This is a genomic window from Lachnospira multipara LB2003 (assembly GCF_000702205.1).
GTDB classification, from domain to species: Bacteria; Bacillota; Clostridia; order Lachnospirales; family Lachnospiraceae; genus Lachnospira; species Lachnospira multipara_A.
On record NZ_JNKW01000010.1, the window covers coordinates 17,731 to 42,025 of the forward strand.

The window sequence follows — 24,295 nt, forward strand, 5'->3', positions numbered from 1 at the left end:
GACAATTAATCAATAGTTGTCTGACAACCTATAGTATATGTTTTATTTTTTGTTTTTTCGTTTGCTAACTAACTTTTAGCCTTTTTCCTATACTTTCTTCTCTTTAGATTTCTTCTCTTTTTCTGACCCTTAGCCTGTCTATAATTATTAATAGTCTCTTTAATAGCTTCATAATCTCTTTCAAACAATTCTTCGCTAATAAGATCATTTAACACAGCCTCAGGTACTGTTTCTATTATCTTATCTCTAACCCATGCCTTGCTTTTATAGTCGTATTTATGCATATTATTTATTTGTTGTATATGAGCAAGTTCAGGTCTCCAAAGTAGACTAAGCTTGTTTTTAATTGACATATCAATGCCTAATTTAGCAGCCCTAAGTATGTAAAAATCCAACTTTCCATCTATTAACTCAACACTTATTATTCCCCAATTTTCAGGAACATGCTCACTTGCATGTGCCCCATGACTAGAGCCTACCACCAAATAGTTGTAGTCAAAAAAGGCATCGTAATCCTTTACCTGACTTTTAAGTCTTGTATATGTGTCTGCATCACTTTTTATCTCAATACCAATTAAGGCACCGTCAATAACTCCAATAGCATCAGCTCTAGAATCTCCTATATTTACCTCTTCTAGGATTCTAATTTTCCCATATAGTTCTTCTAAATAAATGAATAAATCTTCCCTAATGTCCTTGTCATACAAGCTAAATTTCTTCATGTTATCTCCCGTATAAAAATCTATCTTTTTTACTCATATTATTATAATTCTGAATTTCCTTATTAATTTCAGATGCAACTGAATCGAGTATCATTTCTAAAAATCGATCAATACTTACCTTTAGTACTTTAGCTATCTTAGCAGTTGTAACCAAATAAAGAAAGAAGTTTTTTACAAAAAAATAAATGAGAAAATATGGGATAAAATATAATATAATAAAAACATATTCTAATAGCGTACGTGTTGGAAACATTCCAGACCATTATAATAAAAAGAAACGACAAAAAAATATCAACCATATTCCCTAATTCAAATCAAACAAGTATTTTAAGGAGGAAAAAATAAATGAATATAACAAAACTAAAAGAAACTATAGAGAGAAGAAACAAATTAGATATTAATGATGATTATGCTCTTGAAGAATGCTGGAATATTTTCACTAACATTCTTACTAACAACATTGATGAAACTATAGATTTTCTAAAGACTTGTACTGAGGACGAATTCTATGGTGTGGCTGAGGTATTCCCAGAAATCATTTCTAAAACTCAAAGTCATGAAATCTACAATACAATGATTGCTAGAAACGAATCACTAGAAAACCAAGAATATAAAGAAAGTAATCAAACAGATTTACAATTTGCAAAGGAAGCCTTCATAAATCAGTAATAATAAAAAATTATCTTTTACCAAACTAAATTATATTCGTTACTTTGTGAACTACTTCGACTTAATGCTACGCATTTGAAGTCGGAGCTTCCTGCTTCAACCACTACTGCATCGGTTACGATGATACGCAACTCAATGTCTTACACAATGTCCACAGGCGTATAAGTTAGGGCTATTCCATCCCTACTGTAATATTTGATTTTAAGCTACTGCAAAAGATTCGTTTAGTATACGTAATCCCTCACGTAAGATATTAATAGCAGCGTTCTGGTCACGGCTTATTGTAAGACCGCAATCACATTTCATTGTACGAATTGTAAGATTTTTCATCTCAGGATGTATCTTTCCACAACAATGACATATCTGTGATGATTGAAACCACTTATCTACTTTTACAAGATATTTGTTTCTTTCTAATAATTTATATTCAAGCATTGACAGAAACATACCGTATCCATTATCAAGAGTAGCTTTGCCATTACCAAAACCTTTATTTGACATAGATTTCATGTTCAAAGATTCTACGCATACAACATCGTACTGATTGGCTATCTCAGTAGATATTTTATGTAGATTATCTAATCTCTGATTAGCGATATGTCTATGTATTTTGTTTACTTTACGGAGTTGCTTTAGGTAATTATTGGATTTGATTTCATGCTTTTTAGAGCCTTGCATACGTGACAGCCTACGTTGTGATTTAGCAAGCTTATCATGGCTTTCACGATAGTATTTGTGATTTGTACCAACGTTACCATTATTATCTACATACAAACCGTCAGAAGCATAATCTAGACCAATACAGTTATTCGTGTCTGCTACATAGGTATTTATACTATCTGCAATCTCAAACAATACGGAAATATAGAACTTTCCATCAGATTCCTGTGATACAGTAGCTGATTTGACTATCCAGCTATCATTAGGCTTACGATGGATAACTGTCTTCACATGACCGATTTTAGGGAGTCTAATGCTGTTATCAGTAATGGCAACAGTACCATGCTGATTGTTTGTAGTATATGACTTACGGCTGCGTTTTGCAGATTTGAATTTAGGAAATCCGTTGTTTTTCTTACGGGATTTGCTAAAGCGGTTCTTGAAAGCGCTTTGTAGGTTTAGTTGTACATTCGCTAAAGCAAGACTGTCTACTTCCTTGAGATATAGATAATCCTTTTTGTATTTGGCAGGTGTTACAGTAACAAACTTACCTGTAGACTTGTAGCTCTCAATTTTATCGGAAAGCATGAGATTATAGACCTTGCGGCAACAGCCGAAGGTCTTGGCAAACATAACACTTTGTTCAGTTGTAGGATATACTCTGTACTTAATTGCCTTATTTGCCATCTTTCTTTCCTTGTGATTGAATATATTGTTTAATAATATCTACCGTAACACCGCCTAAGTAATACGACAGATTTATACTTATATTATACAATCAAATTGCAAAGCAGTCAAACAAATGTTCTCATAGCAATTATATATAACAATAAATGCCTTGTTATTCGCAATTCATCCCGCCACCTATAGAGGTGGGTGATTTCTTGCTCGCGGCGTGTTAAAGAACGCAGTGACACAACGTGCCACTGCGTTCTTATTAATCAATAATACATTTTTTAATTTGTCAAGACTCGCTCGCGAGTCTTGCGCGCCGGATTCGGGTCTGCTTCAGATGTAGCAAACACTCCGTGTTTGCTACTTAGCGTCAGCCTAATTTTGCGAAGCAAAATTCTAATAGCTGATGTTCCTACTACAGACAAATTCCTGTCCGAATCCGTGCGCATCCTCGCGGAGCGCTTAACTCAGTCGGAGCTTGTACCCCGACTGAATATAGTTTGTCATAACCCCCATCTACGCTATTACTGTAGCAATCATATAATGATTGCTATGTAGGAGCCGCCCATAGCCGCCAGGCTATTCTCATGGCGGACTCTTCCCCAACGCTTAGAGGTTGGGGATTTCTCCGACTGAGTTAAATTGCATATCATAAAGCCCACGATAAATACCATTTTTCTCCATAAGCTCATCGTGACTTCCTTCTTCCTCTATGCCATTATCGGTAAGAACTAGGATTTTTTGGGCATTTCTAATAGTTGAGAGTCTGTGAGCAATTACAATAGTAGTTCTGTTAGCTGCAAGGGATTCAAGACTATCTTGAACTACTTTTTCTGACTCATTATCTAGAGCGGAAGTTGCTTCATCAAAGATAAGTATTGCAGGATTCTTTAAAAAGACTCTTGCAATTGAAATTCTCTGCTTTTGTCCACCAGATAACTTAACTCCTCTTTGGCCAATATCCGTATCATAACCATCTGGCATAGCCATAATAAATTCATGTGCATTGGCATTTTTAGCAGCCTCAATAACTTCCTCTCTTGTGGCATCTGGGCGACCATAAAGAATATTTTCATAAATAGTACCTGAGAATAAATATACATCTTGTTGTACAATACCAATGTTACTTCTAAGGCTCTTTAGAGTTACATCTCTTACATCTTTGCCATCAATCTTAATAGATCCAGAAGTTACATCATAAAATCTAGGAATTAAAGAGCAAAGGGTTGTCTTACCTGCACCAGAAGAACCTACTAGAGCATAATAAGCACCTGCTGGCACCTTTAAATCCACCTTTGATAAAACCTCTTCTGTGGCATCTTCATATTTAAATGAAACATCCTTAAACTCTATCTCGCCATTTTTAACTACAAGCGGCTTAGCCCCCTTCTTATCAGTAATATCAGGGACAATATCCATAATTTCTCTAAATCTTTCAAAACCTGTATAACCATTCTGGAACTGCTCTGTAAAGTTAATTAATGTATTAATAGGCTCTGTAAGAACACTAATATAAAGCATAAATGTTACTAAATCTGTAGCTGTAACACTTTTATTAGCTATAAGAATAATTCCAGAAACAATTACTAATACCTGTACAATTGTTGTAAAAGTACCAACTCCTGCTTGGAAAACTCCCATATAGAAATAGCTATTTTTCTTAGCATTTAAAAATCCAAGATTTCCTATTTTAAATTTTTCATTCTCAATTTCCTCATTGGCAAAGGATTTTACCACACGAATTCCTGATAGATTATCTTCAATCTGACCATTAATTTCAGCTATCTTGGCACGATTATTCTTAAATGCACCTCTCATTTTCTTATTAAGTATATAAGAGAAAATAAACATAAATGGTAATACCACAATGGCACATATAGCAAGCTTCCAATTAATTGATACAAGAATAGCAATAGCACCAACAATCTTAATTACAGATAGAATAATATTTTCTGGACCATGGTGCATTAACTCTGTAATATCAAATAAGTCATTAGTGATTCTTGACATTAAAGCACCAACCTTTTGGTTATCATAAAAGCTAAAGGATAGCTTCTGTAAATGATCAAAAATCTCTGCTCTCATATCATATTCGATCTTAGTTCCCATGACATGGCCGATGTTTGAAATATAAAATTTACAGCCAAAATCTACTATAATCATAAAGATAAGCCCTAGAGCAATCCATTTTCCTCTTGATATGATAAACTCTGGACTCTCATAAATTAGATTAGCTGTTACATAACGTACTATAAGTGGAATTATAAGTACAATTGCTGCAGAAAGAGCAGCAAAGAATAAATCCAACCAAAAAACCAACTTATACTTGCTGTAGTAACTAATCATTGTTTTTAGATTCTTTTTCATAACTTTTCCTTTTTTCATTCTTAATAGATATTAAAAATAACAAGCACAACAAAATGTTGCGCTTGTTATAATCATTATTTTAAATCTTATTTTACAAATTCAATTTCTAATCTACTAAAAACTTCCTTAGCAGATTCCTCAGATACGATATTACCTAATAAAATCGCTGTGTTAGCATCCTTAATCTGAATTGCATAATTATATTCTTCATCGTTATAATTCCACATCACATAAGTAAGATTATCCTTAGTTCCTTCTTCAATTATTGTACTATTTAGATCTGACTTAGCTGCCTTAACATATTCATCATAATATTCTGGGTAAATAAATGTAGCTGTGCTTAATGTGTCTGAATCCTTCTTTATTTCAAAAGGAACGCTTGAAGTTAACTTATAACCATCATTAGTCTTTAACTTTACTTTAACCTGATCTCCATTGTCTACATTAAATGTATATGACATTGTTGTAGTTACATTCTTACATCCTGCCATAAATACTACTGTTACTAACATTAATGCTAGTAAAATCTTGTTTAATTTCTTCATAAATTAAATATACCTTTCTTCTTTTTTATTTTTGCAAATGATAACATTTTAACAAGCCATAATTAATCAGTCAATTTAACTCTAAATCTAACTATCTATAGTTTAATCATACATTTTGCTATTACAGTTTCTACTTTATTTTAATAATTCAAAATCTAATCTATTAAGAACTTCCTTAGCTGATTCCTCAGATATTGTGTTATTTAATAATATTGCTATATTGGCATCCTTGATCTGAATCACACAATTATATTTTGTATCATTATAATTCCACATTAAATAATTAATATTACCCCTTTTTCCTTCATCAATAACCGTACAACTTGGATCTGACTTAGCTACCTTAACATACTCTTCATATTGGTTAGCATAAATAAATCCACCTGACGTTATAGTATCTGAATCCTTCTTTACTTCAAAAGGAACGCTTGAAGTTAACTTATAACCATCATTAGTCTTTAATTTCACCCTAATTTGATCTCCATCATCTTCAGTAAATGTATATGACATAAATGTTGTTACATTCTTACAACCTACCATAAATACTACTGTTACTAACATTAAAGCTAGTAAAATTTTGTTTAGTTTCTTCATAAATTAAATTACCTTTCTTTTTATATAAAGCATCCGCTTTCACTTAGTTATATCTATGTTGATTTAAATACTCATATAATGATGGAGTATAATAATCATATAGACTTATAATATTATTATTCATTCCGTTAAATTCTATTTCTTCATCCCTTGTGTTGTAATCTAAAACTTTTTCTTCCATACATCCTTCAATTACAATTTCTCTCTTTTTTTCATCATAATCTATGGTATATATACTTGATAAATCTATAGCTAAAAAAGCTCTTTGAGGTGTTGGATTAATGCTTAACTTTTCGTAACTATAAATTAACTTATTATCAATAACACTCATTCTCTCCTGTTTTTTTACATCTTCTGAATTAAGAGCTAAATATCCTATGATTAATTGAATTAAAAAGACTCCACCAAAGCAAAATACTCCAATGAATATTTCCCTTGATATCACAGAAATAATATATTGCTTAAGATAAGATTTACCCATAATCAATTTTAAAAAATTATTGTCATCAAGTTTATACATAAGCCAAGAAAAAATAGGATTAATAATTAACACTAAAGCAATGGAAATTTTTACAATTATTAAAGCTATAGCAGCTGTATGATATGAACCTTCTTTTTTATACAAATTCCTTAGATCAATCTTGTTTTTTAATTTACGATCAATTTCAAATTCCATTTAATAACTCCCTACTAATATCTAATTTAAAGCATACATAACAATAAAACTAAAGCTAAAGGGAAAAAGACCAAAATATTGATAATTATCTTTTTCTTTCCCGATTGATTAACTGGTATAAGTCCGTCATCAATAATACTAACAATCTTATCTCTCTCATTATATGCTACATCTACAACATCACCCTCTGACAATATTTGTGAATACTCTTGATAATATATCGAAGGTAATCTTTTATGCACACCATTTTTTTCAATTCCAACTCTATAATTAATACTTTTATTACTAAAATTTACAAGTTCAATAACTCCAACAGTATACACTTTTTCCCTTTTTCTCATTTCCCACCATTCCTTTCATAAACCCGAAAAGCAGTAATTGATTTATTCTATATTTATATTATTTATCAGATACATAATTATAATAAGCATGTTATAGCAACTAATAGTATAAGCAATCCCCACAAAATATATGTTACTTTATCAACCATATAAATAGATCCACTTTTAATAAGTCCGCCATCTAAGATTCTTACAATATTAGCATTTTTATTATAAATTACATCTACAATTTCACCCTCTGATAATAGTTCTAAATCACCACGATAGCCATAACTTTCAGCTCTTCTATACTTTCCGTCTACTTCCACACCTACTTTATAATTAACTTTTCTCTGACTTCCGTATATCTCTTCTATAACTCCCACTGCATATACGTCACCTTTTCCAAGCATCTTACACAAGTTCCTCCATTTCTATATAAAATGATAAATTAATCTATACATAAACCAGCAAAACATAAATATATCCAATGCTACAAAACCAGCAATATCTTTAAAATTAACTTCATCTTTTAATGGAAGTTGGTGTTCATTTAATATCTTCACATTTTTACTAATACCTGTTGGTGATTGCCAATAATCAACATCAACAATACTTCCTTCTGGAACTTCTTTTCTTTTTTTCGAATACGGTATAGATTTTGCTTGAACAATTTCTCCATTCACATTTACATCAACCACGTACCTTATATATATTCTTTCGTATATAATTTCCTTAATAGTTGCTGTTGTTTTTATAATATCCATATTTAACTACTCCCATTAAAATTATTCATTTTTTATTTCATCAAGTATCTGTTCGGCTTTTTCTATAAATTTTATTTGTTCTTCATCCTGATAGCCTAAAGCATATATCTGCGATATTTGATCATTGTTAAACAAAAACATATTTTCCGAATCATAATATCCTTCTGGAAAAAGAACTCCTGTATAATCCCAAACTGCATTAGGATCATGTCCTCCTTTTTGACAAAATCCTACAATCATTAGTTTCTTTTTCATATCAGATACTAATACTACACTTCCTATTGGTAATAATCTGTTAATCATTTTTTAATTCCTTTCTTACTAATAATCACACTTATTCTATCACACTACAACATATACATTAAAGTTGATTTTTTATTTAAACATTTTAAAAAATTGCTTTGAAGCTTTAGAAGCTGCTTTTGCTGCACCTGTTGCAATTCCTGCAACATCAACATCAACATTCACCGAAGCTCCAACTCCTAGTGCTGCACCAAGATCACATTTAAGGACACCATCTTTATATCCAAATTTACCATGTGCCCCCACACCTACTTTAACATCTCCTCCAAATTTGGCACCCCCGCCAAGTATATTTGTTTCGAGACTACCTTTTAATTCTGCTGCATTATATTCCAAAGCCCCCTCGGCATATAACTGCGGATTATAATTTCCATTTTCATCCTTCAAATATGCTCCTGCATCCATATTGGCATTGGCTTCTCCAATAGTTACTCCAGCTTCACCGTCTAAACCTATTTGATCATTTCCTAAAATATTCTGATTCCATTCTGAATCTAATACACTGCAACTTAATCCCACATCAACGCCAATGCCTGGACTAAAGTCTTTTTTACCATCTCTGCTTACTGAGTAACAACCGACTTTAAATGCTCCATGTGCCTCAGATTTTCCTACCGTAGTAGTAATGGTACCATCATGTGGCAAGTTAATTGTACCTTCATATGCACTATCGGAAACTTCTCTACTAAAATCATATTCAAAAATTTTATTTGTATCTGAAAATCCTGAATCTTTTTTTGAAATTAAATTACCATCTTTATCAGTATACTCCTCGCCATCACCATAACTTTTTTTATACTTAGACTGTTTTAATTTTTTGTCAATAGCCTCATTTTGTTCTTTTATTTTTTTAATATTCACATCATAGCCCGTTATTCCAACTTTATCTTTTTTTTCATGCTTATTATCATAAAGTGTTATATACTTGTCTTCGTATTTGCCTTTATACGTTGTATAACTTGCTATTATTGATAAGTCCTTAATTTTTGCTGAATATTCTTTACCAAAATGTGAATATGTTGTATCTCCCTTTTTCTCAGAAAATAACGAAACAGCAAAAGACGTTCCATTTTCATCTAAATCATATACACTATTAAGAATTTCAACATACATCTTATCATATCCTTCTAACTTTGCTACACATATTTTATTACTAGTATGAATTTCTGTTAACATCCTACTTTCATCCGGGTTATATTTAGAACTAATTATAGTTAAAACATTCTCAATATCAACTTTCTTTAACAACTCATAATATACATCAATAAGCACTCTTTTTTTCTCGTCAGATAATTGTGTTTCATCTTTTCCAAGATACTCCTTTAGTAATTCCCCATTAAAAACCAAATCTCCATCTACATTCTGCATCAAACTATCCTTTAAACATTGTGCACTTGCTTTCTCCTCTCTTTCAAGAATATCCTTAAATTTATTATCCATAGCACTTGTATTAAAAGAACCGTTACTTGGTGTCACTATAAAGTTCATTGTATCAAGATATGCCTTAATTTCACTTAATTCTTTATCAACATTTCCCATAATAGTTCCGTAAGAATTATCAATTCCTATAACTTTACTAAATATGGACTGTATTTGATTTTTAGTTGCATTGTTTTTTAAAAGTATCATTTCTTGGTAATTGTTTACATCATTTATACTTTGTGTAATTGACAATCTATCCATTAAATTATTATATTCATTCCATCGATCCCTTCGTAAGTCCACTATCCTACTTTCTTTATCTTCTTCTGTTACTGAAACAATTTGCAATGCCTGTTCTTTAGCAGTTTCTGAAAAATCCCTAAGCACTTATTCACCTCCCTATTTTACTGTATTTGCCGCATTATTATCACTTTCTGTATAACTTGTTTTTATATTATCCATAAATGAAACTGTACTTTGAACTAATACTTCCATCTTGTCTTCAATATCTTTAAACTTATTCCCAATGTTTTCTATATTAGATACCGTATTACCTCCACCAACTACTCCCGTTGGACCCTTTTTATTACTAGTAATTTTATTTTTTAATTCATTCAATTTATTAATCTCAGTACCTAAGCATTCAATATCCACTACAATTTCAGCCATAATTTGCTCTCCTTAAAATAAAAATTGGTCAGCCTCATCAATTTTACTAAGAAAAGTAGAGACATGAGTATTAGCAACTGTAGAGATATCACTTATTTTACCTTTTAACTTATTTGCATAAGTAATGTATGAATTTAAAGCTTCATTTACATCGCCACCTTTAATACCTGTATCTCTTATTCTTTCCAAGATAGTAATATATTCTGTTAAATAGCCTTCTAACTTAGTTCCTTGATCAGTAAAATACTGTTTCATACCTGAACAATACTCATCATCTATCTGTAAACTATTACTTGCCATACTCTCACCTACCTTAATTGTCATCAACCATTTTAAGTTGTTCATTCCAATAATCTAATTTGTTATTATAAGACCTTATATACTCATTATTGCTATCAATTCTAGCCTTAATAGAACTTATTTCAGAATTTACTTTTTCTTGAGCATAAGATAAACCATTATATGCTTTTCTGTATTCTACTCCGGTTAAAAGTTTATTCATTTCTGTTGCATAAATTGATGCTGTTTTTACTTTTAATTTGGAGGACACTAACGTTGATAATTTTGTCTTTCTTGCACTTTGCCTTGTTCCAAAAGAATCTTGTAAAGATTTTATCTTACTTCTTAAACACTCAAGTTCATGTATTTGTGATTCCAAATTAGCATTGTCGCCTCTATATTGTGCAATTAATTTTTGATTATAATTTATATTTCTTTGAACATCTATTTTTGTCATACATTACTCTTTCTAGCATTTTATATAAAGGCAAACGATAATTTATAATTACCGTTTGCCATTAAGATGTACATTATAGTACTATCTTATGCCTTAAACTGACCAGCAATATTTTTATCAGTTTCTTCCACAATACTTGCTGTGTTCTTTAACGCAGTTGAAATTTCATCAATTAAATCCTTAGCTTTTACAAATCCAGGTCTAAGTTCAGTAAATCTCTGTGCATATGCTTCACTAGCATTACCTTCCCATTCTTCCTGAAGATTTTTTAATAAACTATCCATCTTTGTAATAATAGAATTAAGATTGTTAGCTTGAGTTGTATACTCACCTGCTCTCTGTCTCATTTTTTCCGGTGTCATTCTAATCTGACTTGCCATAGTTATATTCCTCCTTAAAAATTTAATATATATGAAAATTGGTTAACCCAATAATCATCAAAATTTAATTTGTATGTTTTAGCTTCAATTTTATTACTTTATTATCCCGTATATAATAAGCGTCGTCAGCCTGTAAACGTTTTTTATTTTCTTTCATATCTTCATATGAAACATCAAAAACTTTCAAATTATCTAAATCATCAAAATACAATAAATGACGTTCCTGCTTAATATTTCTTATTGGTTCAGGAGCATCATATGAAATATTAGAATTATTGTAATTAGTAAAAATAACACCTATATTCAGATTCTTATATCTAGTAATCATTTCTGTATATTGATTCATTGCATCCATATCCTCATATATAGTTTTAGCAACATCATTATTATTGATTATTAATAACAATAATTCATTCTTCACATCTTCAACTTCATCAATCATATTTTGATATCTTTCTTGTAATTTATTATTCCATTCATTAAGCAACTCAATAATCGGTTCACTAACAATTGTGTATTTCGAAACAATAGGAAGATTTTCACATTCTCTAAACTCTCTGTTAACATCATCAAAAATACATACATTAACAGGATACTCTTTTCTCCTTTTTGACAATTGTATTAATATATCCTTCATGAATCTCACATGTAATTCTGTCTCTTTTCCACATAAGCCTATAGCTGCAATTCTTGAAAAATCTAAATCAAAATGTTCTACATTCTTATATGTAAGACCTATTGGAATTTTATACTCATTAACAACTGCTCCATAATCTGTACACAATGACTCTTCTGTCAAAATCGTAGGAATATATGGAATACGTCTTTTCATTTTAAATTTATTAATTGCATTTCGTTCTTTTATAAAAGCCTTAATTGCAGTCACTCTTTCAATTTCTTTTTCACCTTCAAAAGCTAAATACGACTGACATTCAAGAATTCGCTTATCATATTCAATAATTGCTCTTCCTGGTATTTCATCTGGCTTATTATCAACATGATCAAAAATATTTCCATATTCATTTGTATCATTACAGTACAAAGCAATTTTATTTGCAAAATTAGATAAATACCTATATCCAATTCCACTAGTTTGAGAATTCGCAACTATTACTGTGATACCAACAGATATGCCTTCTCTTATAATTCCTAAAAACGTCTCATCATTTTCAAGATATAATTCCATAAGTGCGGTCATATTATCAACAAATACATATATATGTGCTAAATCGTTATATCCTGCTTCTAAATAAGACGAAAATGAACTTACTCCAACAGAAACAAGTCTCTCCCTTCTTTTATATAATTCATCCTGTAATAATTTAAGAAGATTTTTTAGTTTTTCATCATCAGTAGGTATTACAACACCACCAACATGATTAAGTTCCTCAAAGTTCTTAAGGACAAGAGAGCCAAAATCAATAATATAAATATTTGCTTCACTTACCTTCTTTTTTAGTGCTATCTGTTTAATTAATAATTGTAATATGTTTGTTTTTCCGTACTGTGATGAACCAATAATAAAAGTATTCTTTTCATCAATATTTAAAGATAATGGACCTTGATATTGATTATCAGGATCATCATATATTCCTAATAAGTAATCCTCATTGCCATCATCGGTTTCATATACAATTTTTGTGTCTAATGCCTTTATACATATATCAGGTAATGATTTTATACCTGATTTATTACAATAATTAGCTATATATGAAACGATAGCTTCTAACTGGTTTTCGCCCCTTACATCGCCTTTCTTCCTTTTTTGTTCAAATATCTTTTTTCTTTTTCCAGATAATGATAATTCGTAAATACTGTATTCTTTGATATCAGCTGCATCACTCTGTGCTAAAGCTCCACTGTAAGCTGATTGAAATAATTCAAATATTTCATTATTACCCACCTGTAAATATGCTCTTCCTGGTTCTTTTATTTCGGCAGCAAGTGGTGATTTTAATACTTCATTACTATCTTCTGGCCCTTGAACCTTTAAGCATAATTTAAATCTAGAATTACTCCAAATCTGTTCATCAACTTGTCCAGCAGGTTTCTGAGTTGCCAATATCAAATGAACTCCCAAACTTCGACCTATTCTAGCCGCAGATATCAATTCCTTCATAAAATCGGGTTGCTCAGCTTTCAATTCTGCAAATTCATCTACAATTATTATTAAATGTGGAAGTGGAATACTTGCTTTCCCTTCTTTATATTTATAAATATATTTATCAATATGATTAACTTCAGCTTCTGCAAATAATCGTTGTCTTTTTTGTAATTCAGCCTTAATTGCCTTTAGCGATCTGTTAATTTCCTTACCATCTATATTAGTAATTGCACCTAACAAATGTGGTAAATCTTTAAACTGATTCACCATTCCTCCACCTTTAAAATCAATTATCAAAAAAGCTACTTCATATGGATGAAATAATGTTGATATTGATAATATATAAGATTGCAATATTTCTGATTTACCTGATCCTGTTGTTCCAGCTACTAAACCATGTGGTCCATGTGCTTTATCATGTAAATCTAAATAAACAACTCCATTTTTTGAAACCCCCAATGGAACTGACATAGATTCATATACTTTAGAATTTTTCCATCTTTGTTGTAAATCTAAATCTTTAGGTGAAACTATATTTAACAACGTAAATAAATCTATATTTTTTGTTAGACTTCCCTCAAGTGAAATCTCTTCAGCTTCTACTGGTGCAAGTAAATCATTGATTCGAGCTATCATATTACTACTCACTTTATAGAATTTAAAAATTCTATTTAATAAAACATTCGATGTATCTATAAGATTAGCTTTATCCTCATCAATCTGTTCTATTAAATAATCACAACCTTGTGGTATTTCTGATGCTTTTTCAGAGAAAAATACAAATGTAACTCCTAACTCTGAAGCCTTCTCAACAAACCTTGAAATTGGATGAGTTGCAAATCCATATAAATCATAAAAATAAATTACATAATTTATAAACTCACCATCTTTTTCATTCTCTCTTCTAGTTAATTCGTTATATAAAAATTCAAAGACAATGTTTTTACTTTCTTCATCACAAACTATATTTCTTGCTGCAAAAATTGTGTTTGTAACATATGGTAATAATCTAAAATTTTTCACAATATCAGCATGTTTTTTATCCATAATAAAAAACATCTTAACATCTGAATAAAACTGTCTTGAACAAATATCAAAAACAATATCATTAAGTAAATACAATCTAAATTTCTTATCTCCAATAATTCCAACAGCATTACTAGCGTTAAAATCACAAACTACAGGAGCTTCGTGTATCCATTCTAATTCTTCGCATAATTTTTCTGGCATAACTTGTAACTTATCTTCTATTTCTAATTGTTCTTTCTTTTTATACTTTTTTTTTTTATGAGCCTTAATGTCACCAGTCCCTATTAATACATGCAAATAATCTTTATCACTTTTTTCTCTATCAAATAAATCAGGAGAAAATGAAATTAAATTTTGTCTATTTATGTCCTCATTCCTATATATTTTATATAGATTACTCAATTCGTCTTTTCTATCAACTTCAATTTCATTTCTTTTTTTTGCAATATATATTTCATATTCACTTTCTCGCCTTTTTAGACTATCTTTATAATCTCTGTTTCCTTGTAATAAACTTGCTACTGATGTTAATATGGCCATAGTTGCTGAGATTCCGCTAAAAATAAGCATAGTCTTGCCACCCATAAATGCCATAACCCCAGCTGCTACTAACATTCCAGTAGATGGTAATAAGCTTAATAAAATATTATTTTTGGGTTTCTGAGGTTTAGCTGGTGGATCTAATACTTCTATTTCCTCCTCATCTAATACATGCTTAACTCTTGTATTTCGAACAAACAATGGATATTTACCACGCTTAGTATAATCAATATACTTTAAAGCATTTATTATGCATTTCTCTGAATTTTCTGTCATTATGTAATCCTTCATTACGCAAAAACTAAATTCAGCTATTGAAAGAAAATCTCCAAATTTTAATAACTCATTATATGATATTCTTTTTCCATTTTTCTTAATATCATAGGCTCCCTCTAATGTCTTTATGTAAAAACCTTCAGGACAACGATATAATCCAATTTCCATATTTTCTAAATATTCACTTTTTAAAGATATATTAGATTTATTCGATGTTCCAATAGTAAAAGATCCTATTTCTTTAATATTTATTTCTCGATTATACTCAGTATTTTTGTTATCAAACATTAATTCGAACTCTATTTTTAAGATTTCATGATTATTATCTTGGCCTTTTAAAACAAAATTAGTTCCATGAAATAAAGATATACTAAGTAATTTCTTACTATCGCCAAAAGAAATATATATATTTTCTGAACACATTAAATTCCATTCAGAATCAATATTTTGAAAATATAAAATAAAATCATCTAAAAAATCATCTTTATATAATCTATAATCACATTCTGACGTTGTACCAACTTTATATATTTCCTTATCATTAGGTAATTCTACTTCTTTGTATATTACTCGATTATAAAGAGTTATTTTATATCTATTATCCATTGTTTCACATCCTCAACTAAAAACTTATTACACTTCCAGTTCTTATTCCTGTATCTTTCAAAAGCATATTGCCACGCAATAACATCAATGGTTTATCTACCTTCAAGTAACAATTTTGTATGTTGTCGGTATTAATCTCTAAAGCATATGCTTTATTTAAACCTATTATTAATTCCCTAACTGTTATATTAAGTGGTATTTCTATATCTACCTGCTGCTTACTTTTATCATTGTTAAAAACAACTATAACAGTATCTTCCACTACTACTAACCTCCAATTATAAACAAATTATCTTTTTTATCTTATCTATTTCATCTAAAGATAATATTTCACCATTATTACCCTTATTTTTTATAAACTCATATTTTTCTTGATTCACACAATCTATATTATTCATAAAATTATTAGTTGCACTTACAACATATTCTTCATCTGATGTAATAATCAATACTTTATCCGCCAGATTTAACATCTTCGTTTTATAAAGATCAAATGTAGTTTCTGTATCAATAATTATGTAATCATAATCGTGGCTCTCTTTAGCCATAATTGCTATTTTTTCATAAATTGAATAATCAATTTTTAATGTTAATAATGAAGCTTTAAAAGCAGGAATATAGCTAAAATTTTCTGTTCTTATAAAGTTTTTTATGCTTTTATATACATCAATCTTCGGATTTAACAAATCCAAATAAAATTTATGATTGTCTATAACACTTTTATCCTTTAATTTATACTGAAAAGTTTGTAACCTTGAAGCCTCTATAAATAAGACTTTTTTATAATCATTAGCTAATGAATTAGCAAGTCCCATAGCAATGGTAGTTTTACCTATCCCACCAACGGCTGATGTAACTGTAATAATCTGTGTATCTATACTTTCTAAATCAGAAATATTCAAAGAGCCTCTGCTTTTACCAATAATCTTAGTGAATATGTCTCTCAAATCCGAATATTTATATATATTTGTAATATATAAATCAGATGTTTCTGAATCTTCATCATCTTCTTGCATCAAAAAAATATTTTTAATATCATGCAGTCTTATTTGTGGAGTATACAACTTATCAGATATAATAAGTACATCTGCGCTTTGTGGTCTTGAAAAAAGCTCTTCAAAATAACTTCTATCTGTAATTATTTCTAAATCAATCTTATTAAAAAACTCTGTCACAAATTTAAATTGTAAAGATGCTATATAATCTTGATCTTCATCTGCTATTATTATTCTAGCCTTAGCCATTTTGCGCCTCCCTATACTATCTTAAAATCACTGTTTGCAAGACGTATTAAATCTCCAGATTTAATTTTTATACTCTGTCCAACTTCTAATCTTTTCCCATTAACATAAGTTCCATTGGCACTTTGTTCATCATTGATATAATAAGCACCATCTATTTTCCTGATTCTACAATGTTTCCTACTTATCATCTTATTAAAGGGAATAACTAAATCAACTAATTCCTTCTTTTTACCTATAAGCTGATCATTAGAATCTAACACTAATTCAAAACTCATAGGAGCATTAAGTGCCACTAACCTTAAATCATTATTGTACAAACCCATCTTAGTTCCTTCACCAATAGATATATTCTTATTAGCAAATACTTCTAATTCCATTTTTAAATCTTCTAAACTCTTAAATGAATCTGCTATAGCATTTCTGATCTTTAATAAGTCTGATTCTTCATCTTCCTCATATGAGTTAATTAGTTTTATCAGTTTAGTTCTTAAGCTACTTTCAAATTCAACATAGTTGTCAAACTCTTTTATGGTTAAAGGTAGGTATATTAAACGAATCTTATAGCTATTAGCCTCTACAAAAATCTTATCTATATCTAGTTTTATTGACTCACAGGTTAAAAACCCGTTATTTTTAACTAAAAGAATTGCTTCTAATAAATTCCTTAAAATAGCTATAAAGCCATCATTCTTAACAGAACTTAATAGTGTATTTAGTGAATTTAAATCCTTAGTTAAATAACATAAATCAATTTTTCCATTTTTCTTTATCTGCATCGATTCGACAAAGAGTCCATTATTTTGATTTTGTATTATTTTATATTCTGTTTGGGCGAAATAATCTTTATCAGCTAAAAAATATTCCAGATAAACATCCGTTTGTTTCTCCTCTAAAACGCTATTTTCTCTTAATGAATTCATAATCACCTATCCTTTAATAAACTTACTAATTCTTTTTTGATATCCTTACAAATGACATCACCCCTGCAACTATCGCTATTAAACTTGCTATAGATCCATAGAATAAAACCTTGTTTGCAAACCATCTAACTAATAAATTAGTTGATACTGTTACTTCTCTTTTAAACTCGAAAGAGCTCTTATAATCCTTTGCATCTGTATCTGTTACATTACCTGCCTTATCCTTAATTACAAATCTTACTTTTTTAGGGCTAGAGCTTTCGTTTAGCACAAAACTTTCCTCGTAATTGTTATAATCATTAGAAAAATCTTTTATATAATCAATTTCTTCTCCGTTAACATAAATCTGTACAGAATCTAGGGCAAATGTATCAAAAAGATTATATTTAACCTCTAACTTAGTAGCATTAACAAAGGATTTTTCAAGACCTGTAATGCTTGTTATTTCTGGTGCTGTTTTATCTACTCTAAAAACTATATTATGGCTTATATTTTCCGAGTTATTACCAGCTTTATCCTTAGATGAAATCACTATCTTATAGACACCTTCTTGATTAAAATTATCCTTACTAATTCCATAATTATATTGATACCATCCATTATCTATATTATTTTTTGTGTTTATTCCCGTTACAGAAACTATGTTTTTGTCGTCAATTAATGCTCCGTCCCTTAAAATCTCAATTTCAAGAGAGTCAGATATAATCTCATCTGGATTATATTCTGTAATTAATAAGTCATTATCAACCGACTTGACAAAAGCACCGCCTTCTTTTACTAACTCATTAAGATAATCATCATAAACATAAACAGAACCAAATCTATTAACAGTAAATGTTACACTTTTCTCACTTCTATGACCCGCTTTATCTCTTAACACCAACACTAAGTTATATATTCCGTCATTTTCTTTTAACTTATCAAAATCACTAAACTCGCCTTCTCCACCAGTTTCATTGTAATTAACATGACCTGTAATAAATTTATCTGTTACATCTTCATTTTTTGTTTCAAAACTTGATCTATAAAGCTTTATTTCACATGACTCATAATTCTTGTCATAAAAATAAATATAAGGAATCACGTCTTCCTTAAAAGCTCTACCATTAGCATCTCCGCCATTTATTGTTATAGTTGGCTCCTCTATTGTTGTATCTATAGTCATCTGTTCTGATACATAGTCTTGCATGGCATTACTTGAATTATCCCTATATCTAATTTCAACCTTGTAATCACCATCTCCTGTAATATCAAAACTTCCTATATGTAAATCTGCAATAGTTTCTGTAAAACTTATATTTAAAGGACTTGCTACGCCATCCCTTATTAAGCTAGCCTTCACATCTTCAGGATAAAAATTAGCTTCATGAATAGTAACTGTTCCTCTAATATTTCCATCATAATAACTAATACCATCTACTGTTTTAACTGCTGCACTATATTGAACCTGCGCATTAGCCGCTATATTATCAACAACAATTCTTTTATCATCTCTAAAGGCATCACTTTCATTCTTAGCTCTATCTGTAGCAGTAAAATTAATATATCCATTAAACTGATTATTCTCAGATAATGCTCCCTTAGGAAGTTCAAAACGCGCAACACCTTCACCACTTTTACTATTAGTAATCATGTTCGCATCTATTAATTCATCTATTATTTCTGAATTAATATCACTAACTCCCTCTGCTCTAAGACAGCTATACTTAAATCCATTAATTCCTGAAATATTATCTATTGCTGTTATTGTTACTTCTGGCTTTGCTTTATAAAAGCCAAAACTAATTCCTTCAATCACCTTATCCAAAACACTAGTAGATAAACTAACCGATAAATTAGTTGGCGCACTTGTATCTACAGTAAAATCATATTCATCATATTCCTTAGCCTTATTTCCAGCTAAATCGTAACACTCAATATTAAAGCTATAGTTAGCGTCTCCTGGATAATAAATTGTTAGCTCATGTCTATCTCCATTATGTTTCCATTCAAGAATTTCATATAAGCTATCATCATCTAAATCATTACCTGCAAAATCCTTAGCAGTAATATCTATAAAAACATTATCCTCACTAAAATCATGCTCAATTACTGTAATCACAGCCTTTTGACTTTCATTATAATAATCTCTTAATTTATTATTGTTATCCTCTATTCTATTAATTACATTTTTATTAGAATACTCTATGTTTAACTCTGGTCTTACAGTATCTATAATCATTTTATCTGACTTATAGTCCAGCATTTCATTATTACAAAGATCTGTATAATTAACTTCAAACTCATATTCTCCATCAAAAGAATGATCAGCGTTAACTAAAAGATTAACTATAGCTTCATGTTCTGTATCTGAAATATCCTGCCAATCCGCTTTTAATCTCTTTTTATTACCCTTAGCATCCTTTAAATAAATCTCCACATCTTCCGAATTAAAATTCTTTTCTGTTATTGTAAATTTCGCTGTTAAGTCGCTATTGTAATAATTTTTATCTCCTACTGTATTAGAAGCTTTAGTATATTCCACATCAGACATAAAAGGTCTAGTCTTATCAATTACTACTGTTTCAGACTCATAAAAATCCATATCATTTCCTGATGGATCCTTATATGACATACTTATCTTATAACTTCCATCCTCTGTTAAATCTAGACTGGCCTTATAATTATCTTCATCACTACTATCCTCTGTCCAATCTAAACTTTTACTTTCATAAACTCCATCATCCTTTTTTACACTTATCTTAACGTCATCAGCGTAAAAATTAACTTCATGAATATTAAAATTAAAAGTCATATCATCATTAAAATAATGAGTATCATCCAGACTTTTTTCATATCCACCATTCTTTAAACCGTAAGTCACACTTGGTACTGGATTAATAGTATCTATTACAAAAGCAGAATTATCATTATAATTTTTAGTTTTATTACCTGCCTTATCAACTGCCCTAATTACTAAATTACCTCTTAACTGTTCTGCCTTATCAGACGGAATTGTTAAACAAGCGGTATACTTATTAGGATTACTAGAATCCTTACTTGCACTTACAGTTCCAGATAAAGATTCTATATTAGTCTTACTTGCTCCATCTTCACGCTTATATTCCCATTCAAAATAATCTACACCAGATTCATAATCATATGCTGATAATTTTATCTCTACATCGCCATCATAAAATCTAATATCATCCTTTATATTAGCCTCAGGGAAATTTACAGATAAATTAGAAGGAGCAACTGTATCAATTTTTCCAATATCTAATTCCTGTTTTTTTGTTATTTCACCTGTTGTAACATTTCTTAAATAAATCTCTTTTTTGGCATTCTCACCTTGATCTTTAGCATAATTATCACTAATTTCACCAAAAACGACTTTGTCTGAAAATTCAAGTTTATTCCCTTTCATTTCATCAGCCCTTATGATTTCATAGTTCTCATCTGGTTTAACAATAACCACAGTATTATACCAATCATTTAAACCATTAGGCCCTGTAAGTTCTTCGTTTTCATTGTCATAAGAATAGAGTTTATAGTTAAACTCCTCTATATTGGCTAAACTAATATTTAAGCTATAACTTGCATTCATAGCCTCATAGCTACTTGCCTTATTCCACCAAGATGCTCTATAAGCTTCTAAATTAGCAGTTACATTTATACTAAGTTTTTCATCATTACTCTCAATAGCATTAACAAGCTTTCCATAATCATTAATGGTTATTGTTCCCTTATTAGCATCTATTAAAAGGCCATAGCTTTCTGACTTATCTAGGCTATAAGTTAACTTAGATTTAATTTTGAAATTTTTTGCATTTAATTTATTAGTTGGAATATCTGCATTAGTCCCTAAAACATAATCAACACTATCCTTTTCAAAAGCTATTAATAATTCATCTTTTATAGTATCTGCTTTAATGTCCATTATATACAAAGGCATTTCTGAAATTATTATTAATATACACATTAAAAATGCCAATAGTTTCTTAGTTAATTTAAAGCTATCTTCCTTCATATCTTTATTACTACCCTCGTTTTTTATTTTTATATTTTTTCTTTAGTATGAATTAACATCAAGGAGTCAATCATCTCTAATCCTTCATTATTATCTTCTTTTATCAAGCTTTGAGTTTCCTCTGTATCTAATAATTCACATGTTTCATTATCTTCATTTTCAATTTTTCTATAAGATAAATCTAAAACTTTTTTATGATTAATCTCATTATTATGTCTCATTAATTCAATTGTTTTTCTAGCATTTCGTCCATTTAAATCTCCTATTAAATCAGGAATTTTAAAGACAACAAAAACAATTATAGTTAAAACAAAAAAGACAATTGCCAAAAGAAAAAATACTAGAGAAAATCTGTTTAAAATATCTGCCATTAGTTTCTTTTCTCCTCTACACTTACATAACTCCTGTTAATTGCATCTAAAAACTCGTCTTGTTTACTTAGAATCTCATCTTGTAACCTAAGTGATTGTTCTTTTAAAACAGTAAGATTTTTACTTCTTTCATAGATTCTGTTATAAAGACTAATAACACTTTCCCTAGGAACATTGACCTGAGCCATAAGATTTCTTTGATCATATAAAAACATAACCACGCCATTATAAAGTGTTAATTGATCATATGCATTAGAATCTGTCACTAACTCTATTGCCTCATCTATACTTGAAAACAATTCATCATAATTTTCCTTAGATGCCTCTTCAACACTAGTATTATTTAAAATGAATTTCTTATAAAATGAACATATTAAATAATAACTATCTGAAATTGTCTGTTTATCAAAACTAGTTTGATTCTTATAATTAGCCTCAAAAAATGGATATGCCTTTTGAACTCTAGTTGCAAAACTATAACCTCCATTATTATTATCTGTATAGTAATTAAAGTAGAGCATTCCAATCATATAATTTAATCTTGATACTTCCTTAGACCTAATATCTAACTTATCTTTATTGGCATTATAAATAGCTAAAAATTCATCGTTTTGCTCTTTACTAAACCTTCCTTCATCTTGATAAGCTTCAACTAGTTTTATATATGCATCAACCCTAGATGGATAGATCTTAATTGCAGCTTTGTAATTACTAATCTTATCCTCAAAAGAACTTGCTGTTGATGTTGAAACTAATAAATCATAATCGCCATTGTTAATATTTCTAGCACTTATCTTAGTAACAAGTCCTAAAAGCAAGAAAACAACTGTAGCAAGACATAATGATATAAACAATCTTAACTTTCTTTTTTGCTTTCTTTTATAATCCTTAGTAATTAACTCTGGGTGTTCTAAATCATATAAAAGATCATTACAGTTTTGATATCTATGTTCGGGTGCTGGAGAAACACACTTGTCAATAATTAACTCCATACCTTCTGATATCTCAGGATTCCACATCCTTACAGGAGCATAACTTTCACCCCTTCTTGGATCTATTCCTGTAAGTAAATGATGCATTGTCATTCCTAGAGCATAAATATCTGATCTAGCATCAGTTTGACCACTATACTGCTCTGGTGGTGCATAACCCTTAGTTCCTAAAACCGTAGTATCAGATAAACTTTCTTCCTTATACTCTCTAGCAATACCAAAATCTATGATTTTAATGTTACCTTCCGGTTTTAACATAACATTAGCCGGTTTCATGTCTCTATATATAATAGGCGGTTTTTGTTGGTGAAGATATGATAAAGCATCACAAAGCTGTTTTGCCCACTCTAACACTAACTCTTCTGATTGTGGCCCCTGTTCTAATAAAATCTTATCTAGTGATTCACCTTCGATATAATCCATTACAACATAAATAGTCACTCCATTATCAATAATATCTACAATTCTAGGCAGTGCAGGATGATCTAATCTCTTCATAAGATTAGCTTCCGCAAGCAAACTATTAACAACAATTTCATCATTTTTCCCAGTTTTACTTTTTCGGATTTCTTTAATTGCCCACTGCTTATTAAGATGAGTATCCATTGCTAAATAAACGACAGACATTCCGCCCTTACCTATCTGTGTAAGAATTTTATATTTTCCATCAATAACAGAACCAATATTAGCCACAATCTC

The 24,295-nt window shown here is 29.8% G+C and carries 23 protein-coding genes; 1 reads left to right on the forward strand and 22 read right to left on the reverse strand.

The window, feature by feature from the left end:
* Window positions 1-68 precede the first annotated feature (68 nt).
* Window positions 69-722: a sce7726 family protein gene (locus tag T537_RS0107170; protein ID WP_031556946.1), complete on the reverse strand. Its 654-nt coding sequence runs from the start codon at window positions 720-722 to the stop codon at window positions 69-71.
* Between the two features lie 345 nt (window positions 723-1,067).
* Between T537_RS0107170 and T537_RS12425 the strand changes: the two genes are divergently transcribed.
* The gene (locus tag T537_RS12425; protein WP_051637182.1) at window positions 1,068-1,391 is read left to right on the forward strand and encodes a hypothetical protein; all 324 of its coding nucleotides are present in this window, start codon (window positions 1,068-1,070) and stop codon (window positions 1,389-1,391) included.
* 201 nt (window positions 1,392-1,592) lie between these two features.
* Here the strand turns inward: T537_RS12425 and T537_RS0107185 are convergent, their stop codons facing one another.
* The 21 genes from T537_RS0107185 to T537_RS0107285 form a co-directional block, all read right to left on the reverse strand.
* Window positions 1,593-2,738: an RNA-guided endonuclease TnpB family protein gene (locus T537_RS0107185; protein ID WP_031556951.1), complete on the reverse strand. Its 1,146-nt coding sequence runs from the start codon at window positions 2,736-2,738 to the stop codon at window positions 1,593-1,595.
* A gap of 597 nt (window positions 2,739-3,335) precedes the next feature.
* Window positions 3,336-5,093: an ABC transporter ATP-binding protein gene (locus T537_RS0107190; RefSeq protein WP_031556954.1), complete on the reverse strand. Its 1,758-nt coding sequence runs from the start codon at window positions 5,091-5,093 to the stop codon at window positions 3,336-3,338.
* Between the two features lie 86 nt (window positions 5,094-5,179).
* Window positions 5,180-5,638, reverse strand: a complete 459-nt coding sequence (locus T537_RS0107195; protein ID WP_027438597.1) for a hypothetical protein — start codon at window positions 5,636-5,638, stop codon at window positions 5,180-5,182.
* 135 nt (window positions 5,639-5,773) lie between these two features.
* Window positions 5,774-6,232, reverse strand: coding sequence for a hypothetical protein (locus T537_RS0107200; protein ID WP_027438596.1), 459 nt, complete (start codon window positions 6,230-6,232; stop codon window positions 5,774-5,776).
* 43 nt (window positions 6,233-6,275) lie between these two features.
* A complete protein-coding gene (locus T537_RS0107205; RefSeq protein ID WP_027438595.1) occupies window positions 6,276-6,908 on the reverse strand; it encodes a hypothetical protein in 633 nt (210 codons plus the stop codon).
* 26 nt (window positions 6,909-6,934) lie between these two features.
* Window positions 6,935-7,249: a hypothetical protein gene (locus T537_RS0107210; protein ID WP_027438594.1), complete on the reverse strand. Its 315-nt coding sequence runs from the start codon at window positions 7,247-7,249 to the stop codon at window positions 6,935-6,937.
* A 77-nt stretch (window positions 7,250-7,326) separates the two neighbouring features.
* Complete coding sequence (locus tag T537_RS0107215) at window positions 7,327-7,641, reverse strand: hypothetical protein (protein WP_027438593.1); 315 nt, start codon at window positions 7,639-7,641, stop codon at window positions 7,327-7,329.
* 21 nt (window positions 7,642-7,662) lie between these two features.
* Complete coding sequence (locus tag T537_RS0107220) at window positions 7,663-7,995, reverse strand: hypothetical protein (RefSeq protein ID WP_027438592.1); 333 nt, start codon at window positions 7,993-7,995, stop codon at window positions 7,663-7,665.
* Between the two features lie 21 nt (window positions 7,996-8,016).
* Window positions 8,017-8,298, reverse strand: coding sequence for a DUF4176 domain-containing protein (locus T537_RS0107225; protein ID WP_027438591.1), 282 nt, complete (start codon window positions 8,296-8,298; stop codon window positions 8,017-8,019).
* A gap of 72 nt (window positions 8,299-8,370) precedes the next feature.
* The gene (locus tag T537_RS0107230) at window positions 8,371-10,107 is read right to left on the reverse strand and encodes a hypothetical protein (RefSeq protein ID WP_027438590.1); all 1,737 of its coding nucleotides are present in this window, start codon (window positions 10,105-10,107) and stop codon (window positions 8,371-8,373) included.
* A 12-nt stretch (window positions 10,108-10,119) separates the two neighbouring features.
* Window positions 10,120-10,389: a hypothetical protein gene (locus T537_RS0107235; RefSeq protein WP_027438589.1), complete on the reverse strand. Its 270-nt coding sequence runs from the start codon at window positions 10,387-10,389 to the stop codon at window positions 10,120-10,122.
* Window positions 10,390-10,401: 12 nt separating this feature from the next.
* Complete coding sequence (locus T537_RS0107240) at window positions 10,402-10,689, reverse strand: hypothetical protein (RefSeq protein WP_155895243.1); 288 nt, start codon at window positions 10,687-10,689, stop codon at window positions 10,402-10,404.
* A 13-nt stretch (window positions 10,690-10,702) separates the two neighbouring features.
* Window positions 10,703-11,125, reverse strand: coding sequence for a DUF5082 family protein (locus T537_RS0107245; protein WP_027438587.1), 423 nt, complete (start codon window positions 11,123-11,125; stop codon window positions 10,703-10,705).
* A gap of 86 nt (window positions 11,126-11,211) precedes the next feature.
* Complete coding sequence (locus T537_RS0107250) at window positions 11,212-11,505, reverse strand: WXG100 family type VII secretion target (RefSeq protein WP_027438586.1); 294 nt, start codon at window positions 11,503-11,505, stop codon at window positions 11,212-11,214.
* Between the two features lie 64 nt (window positions 11,506-11,569).
* Complete coding sequence (gene essC, locus T537_RS12430; RefSeq protein ID WP_034244418.1) at window positions 11,570-16,060, reverse strand: type VII secretion protein EssC; 4,491 nt, start codon at window positions 16,058-16,060, stop codon at window positions 11,570-11,572.
* A 16-nt stretch (window positions 16,061-16,076) separates the two neighbouring features.
* On the reverse strand, window positions 16,077-16,322 hold the full coding sequence (locus tag T537_RS0107260; protein ID WP_027438584.1) for an EsaB/YukD family protein: 246 nt from the start codon (window positions 16,320-16,322) through the stop codon (window positions 16,077-16,079).
* A gap of 16 nt (window positions 16,323-16,338) precedes the next feature.
* Window positions 16,339-17,304: an AAA family ATPase gene (locus T537_RS0107265; protein WP_051555025.1), complete on the reverse strand. Its 966-nt coding sequence runs from the start codon at window positions 17,302-17,304 to the stop codon at window positions 16,339-16,341.
* An 11-nt stretch (window positions 17,305-17,315) separates the two neighbouring features.
* Window positions 17,316-18,224, reverse strand: coding sequence for an FHA domain-containing protein (locus T537_RS0107270; protein WP_027438583.1), 909 nt, complete (start codon window positions 18,222-18,224; stop codon window positions 17,316-17,318).
* Window positions 18,225-18,249: 25 nt separating this feature from the next.
* Window positions 18,250-22,233 carry a hypothetical protein gene (locus tag T537_RS0107275; protein ID WP_027438582.1) on the reverse strand — a complete coding sequence of 1,328 codons (3,984 nt, stop codon included), beginning with the start codon at window positions 22,231-22,233 and terminating at the stop codon, window positions 18,250-18,252.
* Window positions 22,234-22,262: 29 nt separating this feature from the next.
* Window positions 22,263-22,604 carry a hypothetical protein gene (locus T537_RS0107280; protein ID WP_027438581.1) on the reverse strand — a complete coding sequence of 114 codons (342 nt, stop codon included), beginning with the start codon at window positions 22,602-22,604 and terminating at the stop codon, window positions 22,263-22,265.
* Window positions 22,604-24,289 (reverse strand): serine/threonine protein kinase, encoded by a 1,686-nt coding sequence (locus T537_RS0107285; protein ID WP_027438580.1) that lies wholly within the window; start codon window positions 24,287-24,289, stop codon window positions 22,604-22,606. The genes T537_RS0107280 and T537_RS0107285 overlap by 1 nt, the downstream gene beginning before the upstream one ends.
* Between the last annotated feature and the right edge of the window lie 6 nt (window positions 24,290-24,295).